Origin of the sequence: Proteus sp. G2609, from assembly GCF_963896135.1 — a bacterium.
GTDB classification, from domain to species: Bacteria; Pseudomonadota; Gammaproteobacteria; order Enterobacterales; family Enterobacteriaceae; genus Proteus; species Proteus mirabilis.
The window spans coordinates 84,194-104,325 of sequence record NZ_CAWQNB010000030.1; the positions used below are offsets into that span (position 1 = coordinate 84,194).

Consider the following 20,132-nt stretch of genomic DNA (forward strand, 5'->3'; position numbering starts at 1 on the left):
CACTAAATTACGGTTATAACAACATTAGCATATCTGTTGTAAAGTTCTTTCAGATTAAAAGAGGTTTTTCCATCCCTGAGCGGCCAATTGCAGAGCAATAAACCACATCACACACCCCACAAACAAGTTGATGATACGTTGAGCGGTCACTTGGCTTAAAATAGGTGAAAACCAAGCCGCTAGTAGTGATAAAGCAAAAAACCAACTTATCGATGCGAATACCGCGCCAAAAGTAAACCAAGGACGTAATTCTGCTGATAATTGCCCTCCGATACTGCCAAGCACTACAAAGGTATCAAGATAAACATGGGGATTTAGCCAAGTGACGGCAACTAAAGTTACAATCACCCGCCAACGACTTTTCACTTGATTTTTATGTTGTGATAATTCAATCTCTTTTGTAAAAGCGGTTTTAAACGCATTCCAGCCATACCACAATAAAAAAGCCACACCGCCCCAAGTGATCAGTAATAAAAGATATTCTGATTGGCTCAGTAATGCACTTCCACCAAAGACTCCCCCGCTAATTAATATCACGTCACTTAAAGCGCATAAAAATGCACTCATTAAATGGTATTGTTTTTTACTACCTTGTTGCAAAACAAAGGCATTTTGCGCACCAATGGGCAATATCATTGCTGCGCTTAATAAAAACCCCTGAAAAAATGTTGTTAACATGCAAAATATCCTAATAATTATTCATTAAATTAAGAAAAATAATAAAAGGATTTTGTTATTAGAGGAAATGAATCATTCTTATTGATAATAAGAAAAACTAATAGCGGTAAAAATAAAAGAGCCACGCTTAATCGGTGGCTCTTGAGATGTGTTTTATAACAATAGTGCTTATTCTGCTTTCATCACGGTATTTTGTGCTTGATGCATATAGACATCCATTTGTGGGAATGGAATACCAATATTATTTGCATCTAGCGCGCGTTTAAAGTTTTCCATAAGATCCCAATAAACTGGCCATGCATCATCATTGGTGGTCCAAACACGTACCACAAAGTTTAATGAAGAAGGCGCCATTTCATGTAAACGTATTGTCACGCCTTGGTTATGTTGAATACGTTTATCTTGCGCAACAACATCACCGAGCACTTTTTTGACTTTATCAATATCAGCATCATAAGCAACGCCGACAATAATTTGTGTACGACGATTTGGCTCACGGCTAAGGTTAATAACTTCACTACTGATAATTTTGCTATTTGGAATAACAATGATCCGGTCATCCGCTGAACGTAATGTGGTCGAGAATATTTGTACATCTCGCACCGTACCTTCGACAGCACCAATCATCACGTATTCACCAGCACGAATAGGACGGAAGATAACAATTAAAACACCCGCTGCAAAGTTAGAGAGTGAGCCTTGTAATGCTAAACCAACCGCTAAACCTGCCGCACCAAGTACTGCGATAACAGAAGCTGTTTGAACCCCTAATCGACCTAATACTGCAATCAAAGTGAATGCAATAACGGTATAACGCACCAAGACAGACAAGAATGTCACAACAGTTGCGTCGATATGGCGTAACGTTAAAATTCGTGCAACCCCTTTACTGACCATTTTAGCGACAAAAAGACCAATAAATAGGATCAAGAATGCAGCAACGATATTCACAGCATATTGAATAAAGAGTTCTTGATTAGCAACAAACCAACCTGTTGCTTCATCTAAACTCGCAGGTAATTCATTCATTAGACCACCTTTTAAACTTATAATCCTAATAAAAAGAATAGCAACCAATAGTATATTGTGGCAGATTTATTTAATAAATATATGGGATTTGTTAACTTCTTCTATTTTCCAGAATAAATAACCGATATTTTTGTAGCATAGTAGCAAAATCATCTAATCCACAAAATGCGATGCTTTCATTATCGTAGTAGCTCATCCCTTCTTCTAAATCATCGGTTTCAAAATGGAGAGTATTCGCCCTTACCATAATTTCCTCATCATCAATAGATAAGCTGTATTCTTTACCAATCAATTGCCACTGTTTCTCACTGCCTTTAACTTCGTCCATCTCAGTCAAAATTTGATCGATTAAGCTGATATCACCTTGGATCTCATCATTTAACCAATAACCAATCGCTTCATGATCCATTGAAAAACGGGCCAATATACCGCCAGTAAGATCACGCTGAAATTCATAGTCCATGGTGTATGCCCCTTAAATTAGCTGTCGCCTTTTTCTATATAAAATATCTATTGTTATTATGGCAAAAATAACAAAAAAACAGGAGGCATTGCCTCCTGTTTCAGACTGCTGAACAACGTTATATGTTGGAACGCAGTTGTAATCAATTTTTAGTGAAAAATCAAACTCAGTTATACCGTGGTTTGGAAAATCACTTGTGTTGCTTTATCTGTATATTGCTCTAGTTGGTCAAAATTGAGATAACGGTAAGTATCTTCCGCCGTTTCATCGACTTTATTGATGAAATCAAGATACTCTTGTGGCTCTGGTAGACGTCCTAACAGTGAAGCCACTGCCGCAAGCTCTGCGGATGCAAGGTAGACATTCGCCCCCGTACCTAAACGATTCGGGAAGTTACGTGTTGATGTTGAAACAACCGTTGCCCCATCCGCCACTCGCGCTTGGTTACCCATACATAATGAACATCCCGGCACTTCGATACGAGCGCCACTCTTACCAAAGACGCTGTAATAACCTTCTTCAGTCAGTTGTGCTGCATCCATTTTTGTTGGTGGTGCAACCCATAAGCGTGTCGGTAATTGACCTTTATGTTGGTCGAGTAATTTACCCGCCGCACGGAAATGCCCAATATTGGTCATGCAAGAGCCAATAAAGACTTCATCAATTTTGCTGTTTGCCACTTCTGATAATAGACGAGCATCATCAGGATCGTTTGGCGCGCAAAGAATAGGCTCTTTGATTTCGTTTAAGTCGATCTCAATTACAGCAGCATATTCAGCATCCGCATCTGCTTCAAGTAATTGCGGATCAGCTAACCAATTTTCCATTGCCGTAATACGACGCTCAAGTGTACGACGATCACCATAACCTTCTGCTATCATCCATTTTAATAAGACAATGTTAGATTGTAGATATTCGATAATCGGTGCTTTATCTAATTTAATCGTACAACCCGCAGCAGAACGCTCAGCCGATGCATCAGCTAGCTCAAAAGCTTGCTCAACTTTAAGTTCAGGTAAACCTTCAATTTCTAAGATACGACCAGAGAAAATATTCTTTTTACCTTTTTTCTCAACGGTCAATAACCCTTCTTTAATGGCATAAAGTGGGATGGCATGAACCAAATCACGTAGCGTTACCCCCGGTTGCATTTTACCTTTAAAGCGTACTAACACCGATTCTGGCATGTCTAATGGCATTACCCCTGTAGCCGCAGCAAAAGCGACTAAGCCTGAACCTGCAGGGAATGAAATACCAATAGGGAAACGTGTATGTGAGTCACCACCAGTACCAACAGTATCTGGCAATAACATGCGGTTTAACCATGAGTGAATAATGCCATCACCCGGACGCAGTGAAACCCCTCCACGATTCATAATAAAATCAGGTAACGTGTGATGGGTGGTTACATCAACAGGTTTTGGATAAGCGGCGGTATGACAGAATGATTGCATAACCAAATCAGCGGAGAAACCTAAGCATGCTAAATCTTTCAGTTCATCACGTGTCATTGGCCCTGTAGTATCTTGAGAGCCAACGGAGGTCATTTTAGGTTCGCAATATTCACCAGGGCGAATACCATCACGACCACAAGCGCGTCCCACCATTTTTTGTGCCAGTGAGAAACCACGATCGCTCTGTTCCACTGCTTTGGCATGACGGAATAAAGTGCTAGGTGGTAAACCTAAGGCGCTACGAGCTTTTGAGGTCAATCCACGACCGATGATCAAAGGAATACGGCCACCCGCACGCACTTCATCAATCAGTACTTCTGTTTTTAGTGCAAAGGTTTCCAATAACTCATTGGTTTCATGGTTACGGATTTCACCTTTGTATGGGTAAATATCAATAACATCACCCATATTTAATTTAGAAACATCAACTTCGATAGGTAATGCACCGGCATCTTCCATCGTGTTGAAAAAGATAGGGGCAATTTTGCCACCCAATACAACTCCACCACCGCGTTTATTTGGTACATAAGGGATATCATCCCCCATAAACCAAAGTACCGAGTTGGTTGCAGATTTACGTGAAGAGCCTGTTCCGACAACATCCCCCACATAAGCCAGTGGGAAACCTTTTTTATTCAGTGCTTCGATTTGTTTAATCGGGCCAACGCTACCCGGTTGGTCGGGTTCAATGCCTTCGCGGGCATTTTTTAGCATAGCTAAAGCGTGTAATGGGATATCAGGACGAGACCAAGCATCTGGTGCTGGTGATAAATCATCTGTATTGGTTTCACCCGTCACTTTAAACACGGTTACCGTGATTTTTTCAGCAAGTTCTGGACGTTCAGTAAACCATTCTCCATCAGCCCAAGATTGCATAATTTGTTTAGCGTAAACGTTGCCGGCTTTCGCTTTTTCTTCAACGTCATAAAAGCTATCAAACATCAATAAGGTATGAGAAAGTGCTTTTGCCGCAATAGGAGCCAGTTTGTCGTTATCTAGCGCTTCTATTAATGCATGGATATTATAGCCACCTTGCATAGTACCTAATAATTCTACGGCTTTTTCTGGCGTGATAAGCGGTGATGTTGTTTCACCTTTTGCGAGAGCCGTTAAAAAACCGGCTTTAACATAAGCGGCTTCATCAACGCCGGGTGGAACACGGTTAACAATTAAATCAAGAAGGAATTCTTCTTCGCCTTTTGGGGGGGACTTTAATAGCTCAACAAGTGCGGCTGTTTGTGTGGCATCGAGAGGTTTTGGAACGACACCTTCAGCTGCACGCTCTGCTACGTGCTTACGGTATTCTTCTAGCACGACTTTCTCCTCGCTTCTTTGTCATTTTGTATAACCCGGCTGTCTGCACCCTATCTAGTTGGATGCCAGGTCAGAGGATCTTTTGCTCGCATAAAACATCTATGGTTGTGAAATTATGCCCAGCTAAGGGCTATCAGCATAGCAAATTTTCAACACTATGTTAATTCGTTCACATAAAAGCAACATACAACAAACGTAAATCTCACCTTATTCATATTATGACACTCAATCTAATAGGCATTTTTCACCAGCCTCGTTTTTACCAATAAACTCAGTTAATAAATAGATATCAGTGCTACTCGGTAAACGTAACTTATCTTGTAAATTAAAGTCATTTGATTTAAGTAATAAATAACTAGAACAATAAACCTTACACATACATCCTTTAGAATTATTTTAAATAGAATGCTTATAAAAATAAACCCAACATCACCAACAAATAAAAACTTAATCAATAAACTACTATAAATCCCATATAATAATTATTTTTTGATAGCGTTTTAAAATCTAACAAATTAATATGAAATAGCTTTACCATGCTAATTATTTAAACAATAATTTCATTAAGTTCATTTACAAATAGCACTTAGCAATTACGTTCAACCTTTACATTTAAAAAAAGAAAATTATCGATTTATTCATTAAAATGATTAATTATATGGAGAAAGTCTTTATGGCAATTAACGAAAAATTTGTCCAAAAAACATCAAGCATTAATTATAATAATGGTATATTTTCACTCTATTTTGTCGGTCAAGATCCTCATAAAATAGCACAAGGTATCATGCCAGAAAAAGATGAAGAATTAGCCCTAAAGTAAGTGAACCACATTCCTGCTTCTGGTTTTATTTATATGGCTTCAATAATTAAAAGCATGCTGGAAAATCCATGCATAAACAAAGAGTTTGAAAAGCTAATTGCAGCAGATCTACTTCCTATTCTTCAAAATAAAACTAATATGACTGAAAATTTTACTGCCCTTCATTTAATAAAAAAAACAAGTAATAGAAGAATAATTTTAAAGAAGAACTTATTCATCATAAATTAACTCTTATCCTGTTTATTAACAACTGAAATAAATAAAACTAATTAAAGAAAGGAAACGATTATTTACAATAATCTTCTCTCTTCAGGTTTTTTGTCTTAAAAAAGACAATTCAGTCAAGTCAGACGCTAGAAGGGTATATAGAGATGCTAGAACTACTGTATTTAAAAATTACTGTACTTTTTATTAAAAATAAGTTTGAGGGAAAATGATGTCAAAAATTTTAAAAGATTTAGAGTTTACTTTTGCAGGAAAACGTTATGGTACAGATGGAAATGACGATATTGATGCCATAGGTTTTGGAGGGATCATTTATGCAGGAAAGGGACACGATACAATCACAGTCGGAACATTTGCAGTTACCGCTTACACCGGAGACGGGCACGATTTTGTCAGAGGGGGAAGTGCTTATCTTAAGATTATTGATGAGAACGGTGATTTAGATGTCAGAGGATTAAATGCATGGGGAGAAATTGAAAAGTCCGGTCATGGCGATCTGAGATATGTTGGTGCTTCTGCCGCGATTAAGATTAATCATACTGGATATGAATATGGAAATATCAATTATTCAGGAGCTGCTATTGCAAATATCATCACCCGTAAAGGCGCAATCAGTAATATCAACTACCAAGGTGCTGGCGGTTACAATCAAATTTGGCATGAAACCAATACTGGCAATATGACGTTTAAAGGGGGGGGAGGCTATAATAAATTGGTTCGTACTTGGTTTAATAGCTATCAAAATTCAAAAGGAAATATTAATTTTGAAGGATTAGGCGGAGGCAACGGAATCTTCTCTCGCGTTGAAACAGGTGATATTAAATTTACCGGAGGTGGCTTAGAAAACGTCTTAATACGCGAAGGTAAATCAGGCGATATCTTTATGTATGGAGCAGGAGCCAATAATAGGCTTACACGTATCAGCCGAAATACTGATACCTATAAAGAAACAAGTGGCAATATCTATTTTTCGGGGGGGGGAGGTTATAATCATATCTATTCCAATATAGCACAAGGCAATATCACATTTTATGGAGCTGGGGCTTACAATGAGATCATTCGTACAACTCAAGTTCATCCTCATAATGATTTATTAGTTGAATATACGAAAGCTGAAAATATTTTTCTAACAAGTGCTTATATGTTAAATCTAGACTTAGATAAAAGTATTAATTTTCTAACAAGTGATAATAAGCAAAATTTCGAATTCGGTAAACCTGTTGAAGTAAAAGCGATTAAATCATTGCGAGAACCAAATACTTATTTGTTTAAAACACCGGGCCCAAGGGATACCAATTTATTCATATCAGACTATGGTCGTCGAGATTATACCTTTAATAAAGTCAAAATTTACAATGATCCTGAAACGGGAAAACTTCAATACGATTCCGAACTTTGGCGTATAACGCCTGATAGTGGGGACATTAGGAACATACGTTTTGATAAAAAAAATTTTGATGATACCTATAATCTTAGTGTGGTCAATAATTGTTGGAATACATTAGAAAAACAAGAAATTATCGAATCACCACGTTTCACAAAAATAAATGCTGATAGCCACTATCAATTATCTAATTTAAAAGTATTTCAACACATTAATACAGAACAAATCCAAAGAAAGTCTCTAGAAACAATCAAGTTGGGCGTAGCACAAGAACTTTTTAAAGACGATAATTCTGCTGAATGCTCTGGTGATATCAATTTCACAGGTGGTGGCGCTGGTAATGTCATTAAATCTGATGTTACACAAGGTGATATCAATTTTACAGGTGGCGGCATAGCAAATGTAATAAAACATAACTCTAATTATGGTAATACCAACTTTACTGGTGGAGGCGCAGCCAACATCATTGTAAAAAAAGGTCAAAGAGGAGACCTAACATTTGATGGAGGAGGATTAGCAAATGTCTTACTACATCAAAGTAAAGAAGGAAGAATGAACATTAATGCTACTGGTGCCACGAATGTATTAATCCGAATTGGTGACGGTGAATATAAAGCACATCTTACGGCATTAGGGAATGTTTCTATTCACAAAGGACAAGGTGATAGTCATATCACAATGTTAGGAGGATTAAATACCCATACCCAGATTGATAGTCATCAGCGTGATAAGGCTTTATGGCGAGCATTAGGCGGACTTAATGTCATGACACAAGTCGGTGCTGGTACTATTACATCTTTACTCGGCGGCGGTGGAAATGTCCTGACTAAAATGGGTGAAGGCGACCTAAGTAGCATCATGTTAGGTGGTGCTAACATCATTACACATATCAGCAAAAACAAATCAAAATCAAACACTTACACCATAGCCCTAGGTGGATTAAATATTTTAACAAAAAAAGGTCAAGGTGATATTTTAGCCATAATGGGGGGAGGTGGCAATGTCCTAACACATATCGGAAACGGTAACATACATGGCGTTATGCTTGGAGGTGCCAATATCTTAACTAAAGTAGGTAATGGTGATCTTTCAGGCATTATGCTAGGTATTGGTAATGTACTAACACATGTTGGCGATGGGCAAACCCTAGGTATAATGGGCGCTGTGGGGAATATTTTCACTAAAGTCGGTAATGGAACCAGTATAGGTGCCATGGTCGGTGGTGGCAATATATTCACCCATATAGGTAATGGTGAAGCTTGGGCGCTAATGGGAGGTTTAGGCAACGTCTATACCAAAATAGGCAATGGGAATACTTTGGCACTAATGATCGCCAAAGGGAATGTGTTCACTCATGTGGGTGATGGAATGTCGGTTGCTCTAATGTTAGCGATAGGCAATATAGCCACAAAAGTGGGCGATGGCATGACATTAGCTGCAATGATTGGCAGTGCTAATATTTTTACTCACATTGGGCATGAAGAAACCTTTGCTGCAATGGTGGGTAAAGGTAATGTCCTTACCAAAGTTGGCAATGGATTAACGTTGGGATTAATGCTAGGTGTGGCTAATATTTATACCCATGTCGGTGATGGCATTGGTATTGGGCTGTTTTCTGGTAAAGCAAATATCATGACCAAAGTGGGTAATGGAACCACATTATCAGCGATGTTTGGCAAAGCCAATATTATGACCCATATCGGTGATGGGATAACTGGCATACTTGCATTAGGCCAAGCCAATATCATAACAAAAGTGGGTGATGGCATTGCGGGAATCATTGCTGGTGCGAAAGGAAATATCGTTACTCATGTAGGTGATGGAATAACCGCTGCGATCCTCGGCGGAAAAGCGAATATTTTAACAAAAGTGGGTGATGGGCTCACCGTGGGTCTGCTGATTTCAAAGGTGGGAAATATTATGACCCATATTGGTAATAGCACCACGATTGGTTTTGCCAAAGGCAACGCCAATATCATCACAAAAGTAGGCTATGGTTTAGGCATTAATGCGGCATGGGGTAAAGCCAATATTTTCACTCATATCGGCGATGGTGAACGATATAACTTCGCCAAAGGAAATGCCAACATCATTACCAAAGTAGGTAATGGACAAGAAACCTCTGTTGTTAAAGGTAATATCAATATTATTACACACGTAGGTAGTGGAAATAATTATACTGGTGCATGGGGCAATGGGAATGTTGTAACACAAATTGGTGATGGTCGTCAGGTCACCTTAGCAAAAGGTCATGCAAATATTGTCACTATGCTCGGAAAAGGTGACAACTATGGCATAGTTTGGGGTAAAGCCAATATTTCGACAAAAGTAGGTAATGGCACGCAAGTCACCATAGCAAAAGGCCAAGCAAATATTACAACAACCGTAGGTGATGGCCTAGGTGTTACCGTTACATACGGCAACGCAAATATCAATACTAAAGTGGGGAATGGTGTATCTGTAAACGTTGCTTGGGGGAAATATAACGTAAGTACCAAAGTGGGTGACGGCTTAAATGTTTCGGTCATGAAAGGTACCGCTAATGCAAATATCCATGTTGGTAACGGTTTAGGTATTAACGCCTCTTACGCAAAAAACAATGTCATCGTTAAAATTGGCAATGGTGATATCTACAGCTTATCGGTTGCTTCTAGTAATACTCAAAGTAATAAACTCGCTACTTTCTTCGGCAATATAAAACAGAGTGTACTTGGTATGGTCGGGAGTCAGGCTATTAACTATTTAGTACAAGGTGATGATGTAACCACTTCCGGCTCCCGCAAAGGCAAAGGCGCTATTCATTTAATTGAAAAATCTTCAATCGACGGTTTCAAAATGAACAAAATCGACGAAGTGAAGAGTAACATTGATATAAATTTAAAAGGTCATATCACAGAGGTAGAAACCCCTAGTTTAAGTGATGTTAATACAGATGAATCCAACTTAACCAATAACAGTCCGAATTTGATCATAAATGGTGACTTTAAACATGGATTTAACCCTGTAACAGAAAGTTGGAATATTGCATATACTCAGGATAAAATTACAGCAATTAGCCAATATGGACATAGAGCCTCTATTGATACACCAACTAATACTAATAATAAAGATTATTGGGATGGTGGACTTATAGCAGAATACACGGAAGAATATGAACCAAATATCGCTATATATCAAGATATTAGTGGTTTAATGCAAAATGAGGTGATTGAATTAAGTTTTGAGTATGAACGACAAGATAATACGCCAACAGAGAATAAATTAAGTGTTATCTGGAATGGTGAGGTTGTCTTCACTTCATCAAGTGATGATAAGTCAATAGCATGGCAACAACAACAAATTAAATTAACCGCAAATGCAGAAAATAATCGTCTTATTTTTACCATTCCAGGCTCTGATGGCTTGCAAGGAAATAATTACAGACTAAGAAATATTGTCGCTAAATCAGCTGTAGCAAATATAAACAAGCATATCTCAGATTCTGATGCGACAAAAAATGCCCTCGCTGACAAAAAGAAGGCAGATGCCAATCGTCAAAAACTAACTGATGAAAAACAACGCCTATTAGACCACATCTCTACCACACAGACTGAACTTGAATCGACCGATCACCTTGCACTGGAGAAAAACGGCCATAGAGAACGCGATGCCATTCTTGAAGAAGCTAATTCAGTAACACACAATTTGACCACAGTTGGTCAAACACTGGAAGTACTCAGCGAATATTCACAAGATGCCCCCCCCTCAGATCAACCATGGAGTGAGCCATTCGCGGAAGGAATTTTAAAGGATGTACAGAAGAGCTTAATTAATACTAAAAAAATTGTTTCAGTGCCTGTTAATAATATTAAAACTCAGTATGTTGCAAACCTTACAAAGGTGAAAAAATCGATAAAAAAATCGGAATATGGCGTTATTCAAAGTGAAGAACATTGTCAAGAAGTGCAACTCGATACTTCCAAAGCAAAAAATGATGCAGATAAAAGATACTCAGACGCGATAGATAAAAAAAATAGTGCTCAAATGGCAGAGAAAAAAGCATCAACCATGGTGGAAGATGCGAGATCACGAGGAGATACGGAGCAAAAAACAGCGACTAGCATATCGGATAAAGCACAAAAAGAAGCTAAATCTGTTCAACTGAAAGAAAGTGATAAACCTAATCGTCACAGGGCGCATGGTAGCGGTTTATCCGGAGAAGCGGCCTATGTAGAGGGGGCTGATGATAATCCATCCAGTTATATCAAACCAATATCAACTAAAAAAAATGATGGTCGTTTCAATAATAAACTGACAACATTTAATCAGGAATTACTTGATGATGCTCAGCAAGCCATTAATCGTTTAAGCATTAATGCTGGGATCCGACAAAAATCGGCAAACGTTCTTCCCTCTTTTACATCAGACCTTAATGGAGATGACGTAGCAACCTATCAACAACCTTCTCTTCGTTCAGGCAATCTTCAATATCACAAAATAGGAGCTATCGCGGTCAATCTTTCTGGATTAGGCGAAAGCCCCATTTTTGAAACGCTAAAACAAAAATTCAATGTAAAAATTAAGAATAGAAATACTTACTTTACTTTTATTTTGGAAAAAAATAGTGGTCGTATCCAAAAAAATATTTATTTGGATAACATCAATGATCCCACTCAGCAAAAAATAATAGAACACTTTATTTTAGCTAATTATTCAAATTTTGAAGCAATGCCTAATGAACTTCATTTAGAAAATGACAAAATTAAATCAAGTCATAACAACAAAGATAGGATACTTGCAGAATACGTAGAACATAAATGGCAAATGCTAACTGATTCAAAAGTCATGTCAGTTGATGAACTACATAAAGTTGCAAGTGTTAAAGGCAAAATACAAGGCGAAAGTTATAAATCAATCATTACAACTCTCTCGGAATACCATGAAAAAGAATCGAATACAAACTGCTTACCAATAGAGAAATTGAGAGTGCTAGCTCAGTTGCGAAACCAAATTGATGGTTACCTATTAGGACACCCCGACTCTGAACGCAATGATGGATTGAAACAGTTACAAACTCAAGTCAATACACGTTATAAACACGCATCGGCTTTAATACAAGATAGTCACACCATCAACGCTGATAGCAGCTTTAGTCGCTTATACGATTCACTTTCAAATGCCAATTTAAAAAGAAGTAAACACATTTATATTGATATTAACGGACACTTTGTCACTGAAGGAAAAAACAATCTGCAAGGGAAAAATAGACTAACCAGCGGAAAAGAAGTGATTGAGCGAGTAAAAAATGCCGTAGAAAAAGAATATGGCGCACCGATTGCCAATAAAGTCTTCAGTCAATTTGCAAATAATGAATTCGCTGAAAACGGCGAGGGTATTGATGTTTCAGGGTTAAAAAAAATTCACAGAGCTATTGAGCGGGAACTATCTCCTCATAGTGCAACCTTATATATCTGGAAACCAAGCAATCATAGTAATTTGGGACACGCCACACTACAAATAGGTCAAGGTCGCTTACTGTTAAACACAGAAGACGCACAAAATAATCATAAAGAAAACTACATCAGTTGGTGGCCTAACAAGGCGAAGTCATATTTTGATGTGATGGGAGTCCCCTCACAACCAAAAGAGTCGTTAGCATCGGATGTTGCAGCAGAAGAAAATGATGGCTTTGGTTTAAATTACAAATATAAAGAACTAAACAGATATGACCGACTCATGAATATTGCGAAAGGTGAAACGGTCAGCACTGCAGATGATTTATCTCTTGCAGACGCAAAAAATATATTGACGATCCCAAATTATATAGAAAATTCAAAAATACCGCGAACAATTGGACAACCTTTTATTGATGAATGGGTAATAACTCAGAAAAAACTCAACAACATCGCCACAAATTTTCTAGAAGCTGTACAAGGTAAATTTAGTGGCAATACCATAACTATAAATGGTGCCATGATACTATTGACAGAGCCCACGTTACTATCAAAAAGAAAAATCCCACTTTCTGTTGCACAGCCTTTTATTGAACAATGGGATAATATAAAAACACAACAAGAAGATATATCTATTCAATTATTAAAAGCGATGAAGACTTGGATACAAGAAGGTAAGGATCCAACGTTAACGAAAAAACGAATTGCTTTAGTAGAAAACGAATTTGCTGAGCAAAAACAAAAAAGTATTGACAGATTTAAAACCAGCTTACCTGATGAAGGACGAGTATTCCGTATTAATTTAGAGGGGTTAGACGTTGCTGCTATGCAAGCTGAATGGCAACGAATTAAAAATTCACCTAATGGTCGTTATCATTTATTAACCCAAAATTGTTCGAGTATCGTAGCGAAAATTTTAAAAGCGGGTGGCGCAGATGAACTGATTGGCTATAACTGGCAACCTAAATATAATATTTGGACACCAAATCAAATGTTCGCATTTGCTCAAGAGTTACAAGAAGCGCAAATGGCACGACAACAAAGTAGAATGATTCCACCTAACTTACACGCGTTGTCAGGTTCTGAAAATATCCGTCAAGAGCTAGAAAACACCTCCCCTCTTATTTCTGCTGAACAAAAGCTCAATATTGTTTTTAGTGAACAGGAAACGGGTTTTCTACTGACACAAGCATCAGATGAAACGAATGAAAAATTTATTTATATAAAAAATGGAGATAATCAAGAACAACAAAAAATAATGAGTAATTTTATACTCACTCATTATCGTGATTTTGACTCTATCCCTGAGCAACTTTATTTCTTAGATAATACAATCGTGTCACTCGATAAAAACCATTCACGAATATTATCAGAAAAAGTCGGTGAAAATTGGCAACCTGTTGCCTATTCGAATCTAATGACTGCTGATGAATTAACCTCCGCTGCAGAGGTGACAGGAAAAGCACGCGGTGAAAATTATAAAGCGATCATTCAATCGCTTAGAGATTATGAATTACAAAGTACAAATACAAACAACACACCAATAGATATATTTCAGCAACTATCCACATTACGTATACAAATTAATAGTTATCTGCTTAAACACCCTGATTCAAAACGTAACGAAGCATTGCAACAATTACGCGACCAAGTTGATATACGTTATAAACATGCTTCTATCTTATTAAGTAATAGCCAGCAAGTTGATTCAAATAATACTTTTAGTTATTTATATAAGATTTTTTCAAATGCTAACTTAAAAATCAACAAACATATTTATCTTGATGAAAACGGCAACTTTGTTACAAAAGGGAAAAATAATTTACAAAACCAAGACAAACTTATCAGTGGTAAAAATGCAATCACAAGCATTAAAAGATTGGTCGAAAAAGAGTATGGCAGTGAAATTACCAATCAGGTATTTAATCAATTTACAGAAAATGAATTTGCCCAAAATGGCCATGGTATTGACCTGTCAGGATTGAAAAAAATTCACCAAGCAATTGAACAACAAGTTTCACCAATCAGTTCTACACTATATATCTGGAAGCCCAGCAAACATAGTCGCTTGGGACATGCTGCGCTACAAATAGGTTCTGGGCGCTTACAATTAGATAGCGATAGTGTGCAGGATAACCATGATAATAATTATGTCAGTTGGTGGCCTGCCGGGAGCAAATCGCTCGCAAACCCACTGAATATTACAACAGAAAAAAATCCTGATTTAAAATTACGCTGGTATGATTTAAGCCAACCAGTGAGTCGCTCAACAAATTTCATGACTTTACAAATTGATATTCAAGAAGAGGAAAAGACGAATTTCAAATTAAATAAAGATGAAGGGGAAAATGACAGACAGTTAAAAGAATTTAGAGATAAAACGAATCTTACCCGAGGTCTCGAAAATATTACACCTGAAATCGCAGGCTTACTGTTGAATGCTCCTCATTGGATACCAGAAACACTTATCCCACCTGAAATTTCACACCCCTTTATTAAACAGTGGAAAAGCCCAAATAGTAATCTACTTGAAGTATCAACAAACTTTTCAATCGCAGTGAAAAACTGGCTAAAAGTCGCCTTTCCAACAGCGATGATTAACCAAACCTTTGCATTGGAAATCAAGAAAATTAAAGAAATTGAAGACCGAAAAACAGAAAATTTCAAAACAAGTGTCGCTGATGATACAAATGATGGCGTGGTGTTTCGCATTAATCTAGAGGGACTTGATGCCGCCGCCATGCAAAAAGAGTGGAAGCGCATTAATAGCCAGTCTGATCCTCGTTACCAATTATTAACCAAGAACTGTTCTAGTATTGTTGCTAGAATATTAAAAGCAGGCGGAGCAGATCAACTGATTGGTCATCATTGGAAACCTCGATTTGGCATATGGACACCAAATGAGTTGTATAAATTTTCTCAAAAGATACAGGAAGCACGCTTAGCCCAAATTGCGGTACAACAAGGCAAACCTATACATTCTAATTTACAAGCATTATCAGACCACAATAAAGTGGCTATTGATAATGACGGTACATCACCAAACGAGAGAAAAAATCTTAGCCCATTAACACGTTTTTTTAATGATCATTTTTTCGGCAGCTATGAACGTCGTAGAGACATGACAACGGTGATGAGAATAAAAAATGAAGAAAAAATAACATTAAAAGGGGATGCAGGCCGTCTTACAGGATCATATTACAGAGGAAACGACAATATTCCAGAAGCTACCGATAAGAAAGTAGTACTATTTTTACATGGTTCAAATTCCCCTACCGAAAAACAATCCTCTAGTTTTTATCATTATTATAACCAACAAGGCATCGATATGTTAGCGATTAACATGAGAGGGTTTGGCGAAAGCGATGGCTCGCCAACAGAGCAAGGAATGTATGCTGATGCACAAACCATGTTCCGTTATCTCGTTAATGATAAAGGTATCGATCCTAAAAATATTATTATTCATGGTTATTCCATGGGGGCACCAATTGCGGCTAAATTAGCCAGCGATATTTCAGCTAACGGTCAGCATATAGCTGGGCTATTCTTAGATAGACCAATGCCAAGTATGTCAAAAGCAATTGAATCTTATGATGAATATAGCCTTAAGAAATTGACTGGACAACTCGCAAAAAAAATCAATGGCCAATTCTCCGTAGAAAAAAATCTACAGGGTTTCTCAAAAGATATCCCCATTATATTGCTCACTGACTGTGGCGAGCTGGGCATTGGTGGTGAAAAAATGCGCACTAAATTACTTGATAAAGGATATCTAGTTAAAGGAGAAAGAACCGATGTTTCTCATTTAGAGAGCCTTAAGTTGATGAATCAATACGGTAAACAAATAATATCAAGTTTACTATCCCCAGAGTATGTAAATAACACCAATCACAGAAATGCGTTAGATTCGATACAAAACCCGATAAAAAAGAATAAGGTGACTGATTGGGGGATGGTATATGTAAAACCCAATGATAATGGGGGTGATAGTCGTTTTGATAGCCAGATTATTATCCAAACAGAGGATGATCCGATAGTCGCTCAAGCAGCTTCGGCACTTGCCGCTAAACATGCCAAAAATAGTATCGTGGTACAATTGGATGCCGATGGTCATTACCGCGTAGCTTATGGCGACCCAGCACAACTTTCAGGTAAAATACGTTGGCAGCTTGTTGGCCATGGTCGTGAAACAACCGAAAATAATCATTTACGCCTTAGCAACTACAATGCTGATGAGCTTTCCAATCAATTGGTTAAATTCAATACCGTATTCAGCAAAGAAAATAATATCAATACAACTCCTGAACATATCAGTATTGTCGGTTGTTCATTAATAAGTAATGACAAGCAGGCAGGATTTGCCCACCAGTTTATCAATGCATTAGATCAACAAGGCATTCGTAGTGGCGTTTCTGCTCGAGTAACAGAGGTCGCCGTTGATAGCAATGGTCACAAATACACCAAAGATAACAACGGAGAGTGGGTAGCCAAACAAAACCAAAACAAGGTAGTGTTAAATTGGAATAAAGAAGGCAAAATCACGACTGAATTTGAGCAAATACATAATGGTGTTGCTGAAGGTGATATTGATTTGACTAAAATAGGTGCTTCAGCTGACAACAAAGTACGTGGCGCAATTGCAGATAATAATGAAGTCTTTACCGCCCCCAAAAAAGGTAAAAAATCAACCAAACAAAGCTCATCAGGAAGTGATAATTCATCACTAAGCTATTCTGGCAATATCCAAGTCAGTGTGGGTGACGGCGAGTTTACAACGGTTAATTGGGGAACCTCTAATCTTGGGATCAAAGTAGGTACTGGCGGATTTAAATCACTGGTTTTCGGTGATAACAATGTGATGGTACACGTTGGTAATGGTGATAGTAAACATAGTGTTGATATTGCTGGCTATCAAGCTTTCGAAGGTATGCAATTATTTGTTGGTACACGTAACGTCAGCTTTAATCTGGGGCGTAGTAATGATCTTATTGTGATGTTAGAAAAATCAATTCCAACCCCTCCACTGATCAACCCTTTTGATGGTGCTGCTAGAATCACCAAAGTTCTAGAGTCAATCGCATGCTCAGGTGAAAATAATGATAATGATTGGTTGTCGGTACAAAACGATCAGTGGACACTCGCTGGCGCTAAAAAATTTGCCATAGATATGTCAGGAATAGACCAAACGAGCAATGTTGACTATAAAACACTGACTGATCTGAATTCACAGAATAAGCGTAGTAGCCGTGGATTAAAGAGTGATCTAGAAGCCACACTAAACAAAAAATATAACCAGTGGTTAGGTGGTAGTGGCAATAACAACGAGATGGGAAAAATCAGCCGAGCTGAGCAATTTCGTCAACTAGATAGTAAAATCGCTTTTAATTTCGCCATTGGTGGTCAAGGTGCTGATATTCAAGTTACTGCCGGGAATTGGAACTTGATGTTTGGTGATAATATCCAGTCTATTATAGACACTAATCTTGGCTCATTATTTGGCTTAATGACGCAGCAATTTACAGCAACTGGTATGGTGAAAACCACCTTTACTTATACCGCCCAAAACTTACCAACTAAGTTAAAAAATAAATTGCTAGGTCGGTTAGCCAGCGTGAGTTCAGACACGACTCTGGGGGATATTTTTGGAGTAGACTCTACCACAGATGGAAAAATAATCTCTCGTAATGGTGAGCCCATTGATGTTGTCGCTATTTTGAAAGATATTCTCGCTGTAGTGACTGAGTTTGGAGGTGAAAAACTGTCCGCATTTACTGATCCGACTAAATTATTAGATAACCTCCAATCATCTATTAATCTGGGCAAGGATGGTATTATTTCATTTGCTGAAAGCCATGGTTTAAAAGAAAAAGCGACAGAAGATCAACAAAATGAATCTGAAGTTTCAATTAATGCCCAAACACCAATAACAACGAGTCAAACTGAAAATAGCAAGATCACAGAGGAAAATGATCGCCCTTTCGGCTTCAATTCGCTAAATATCCCCAATCTATTTGCCACAATCTTTAATAAAGATAAACAAACAGATATGCGTGATCTCGCAGAAAACCTCAAAGAAAATTTAGCAGCTGATCTACTGAACATGGAGAAGAAAACGCTCGATTTCTTGCGTAATAGTGGTCATTTAAAAGGCGATGGTGACATACATGTCTCTCTTGGCAACTATAATTTCAACTGGGGGGGAGATGGTAATGATCTCGGCGCTTACCTAGGAGATAATAATAATTTTTGGGGTGGGCGTGGTTCAGATACTTTCTATGCAACGGGGATCTCAAATATTTTTACTGGGGGTTACGGAAATGATCTCGGCGTCTTGATGGGGCGCTCAAACATGATGTTTGGAGGCGATGGAGATGACACTGCTATTATCGCCGGTCGGATCAATAATGTCTATTTAGGTGACGGACTCGATAAAGCATTTGTCTTTGGGGAAGGCGGTGAAATTCACACTAATGCAGGTAATGACTATGCTGTCACTACCGGTAACTACAATCGCATTTTCAGTGGTAGTGAACAAGATTTTGTTGTCACAATTGGTAACCACAACCAAATATCCTTAGAAGAAGGCAATGATTTTGCCAAAATTTTTGGTAACTACAATAGGTTGAATGGAGGGGGCGGTGATGACGAAATTCAACTAATGGGTTATCACGCCGTAGTTGATGGAGGCGATGGAAATGATCAACTAATTGCAGCTTCATTCTCGAAATTTAGCCTTCTTAATGGTAATACAGGTAATGATATTATCATATTAGGTGGATATCAGAACCACTTCAAAGGTGGAAACGGTATCGATAGCTTCCTGATTAATAATAATGTGATTGATTGTTATATAGACGATATTAGCCAAGAAGATAATATTGTACTTGGAGGTATTGATTGGAATAAATTATGGTTTGAACGCAGTGGCTATGATTTAAAGATCTCACATATTCGCTTCCCACAAAATACAGGGGAACAAGCCACATTTGAGCGCATTGGCTCAACTACTTTTACTGATTATTTCAATGGTAATCAGGCAAAAATCGTTATCGCAATGACTGATAAAGATCACTCTGATCAGCGCGAATATACGGCTTTATCAAGCAATGCACTCGCTATTCAAATTCAGGCCATGAGTACATTTCCTATGAAGGCAGGCGCATCCGGATTTTTCGATAATATAAGTGATGAGGCTAAACAAATGATAGCCGTAGCTTGGACAGATACAATTTCAGGAAAAGGCATATTAGTGTAGTTTAACCATACTCTATAACTATAATAAATCCTCTCCGTTGGATGTGAACTGTGACGCGAGAGGTTTTTATCTTAGAGT

General features: G+C 37.9%; 7 protein-coding genes. 3 read left to right on the plus strand and 4 right to left on the minus strand.

The window, feature by feature from the left end:
* Window positions 1-54: 54 nt before the first annotated feature.
* From argO to acnB, 4 genes are all read right to left on the minus strand, one after another.
* The gene (argO, locus tag AACV01_RS09495; protein WP_004244063.1) at window positions 55-678 is read right to left on the minus strand and encodes an arginine exporter ArgO; all 624 of its coding nucleotides are present in this window, start codon (window positions 676-678) and stop codon (window positions 55-57) included.
* Between the two features lie 168 nt (window positions 679-846).
* Window positions 847-1,707, minus strand: coding sequence for a small-conductance mechanosensitive channel MscS (mscS, locus tag AACV01_RS09500; RefSeq protein ID WP_004248539.1), 861 nt, complete (start codon window positions 1,705-1,707; stop codon window positions 847-849).
* 91 nt (window positions 1,708-1,798) lie between these two features.
* Window positions 1,799-2,170, minus strand: coding sequence for a YacL family protein (locus AACV01_RS09505; protein WP_004244066.1), 372 nt, complete (start codon window positions 2,168-2,170; stop codon window positions 1,799-1,801).
* A 170-nt stretch (window positions 2,171-2,340) separates the two neighbouring features.
* A complete protein-coding gene (gene acnB / locus AACV01_RS09510; RefSeq protein WP_004244067.1) occupies window positions 2,341-4,938 on the minus strand; it encodes a bifunctional aconitate hydratase 2/2-methylisocitrate dehydratase in 2,598 nt (865 codons plus the stop codon).
* 673 nt (window positions 4,939-5,611) lie between these two features.
* Between acnB and AACV01_RS09515 the strand changes: the two genes are divergently transcribed.
* From AACV01_RS09515 to rtxA, 3 genes are all read left to right on the plus strand, one after another.
* Window positions 5,612-5,758 carry a hypothetical protein gene (locus tag AACV01_RS09515; protein ID WP_162837617.1) on the plus strand — a complete coding sequence of 49 codons (147 nt, stop codon included), beginning with the start codon at window positions 5,612-5,614 and terminating at the stop codon, window positions 5,756-5,758.
* A gap of 33 nt (window positions 5,759-5,791) precedes the next feature.
* Window positions 5,792-5,986, plus strand: a complete 195-nt coding sequence (locus tag AACV01_RS09520; protein ID WP_202611864.1) for a hypothetical protein — start codon at window positions 5,792-5,794, stop codon at window positions 5,984-5,986.
* Between the two features lie 208 nt (window positions 5,987-6,194).
* Window positions 6,195-20,054 carry an MARTX multifunctional-autoprocessing repeats-in-toxin holotoxin RtxA gene (rtxA, locus tag AACV01_RS09525; protein WP_161682771.1) on the plus strand — a complete coding sequence of 4,620 codons (13,860 nt, stop codon included), beginning with the start codon at window positions 6,195-6,197 and terminating at the stop codon, window positions 20,052-20,054.
* The last annotated feature ends 78 nt before the right edge of the window (window positions 20,055-20,132 follow it).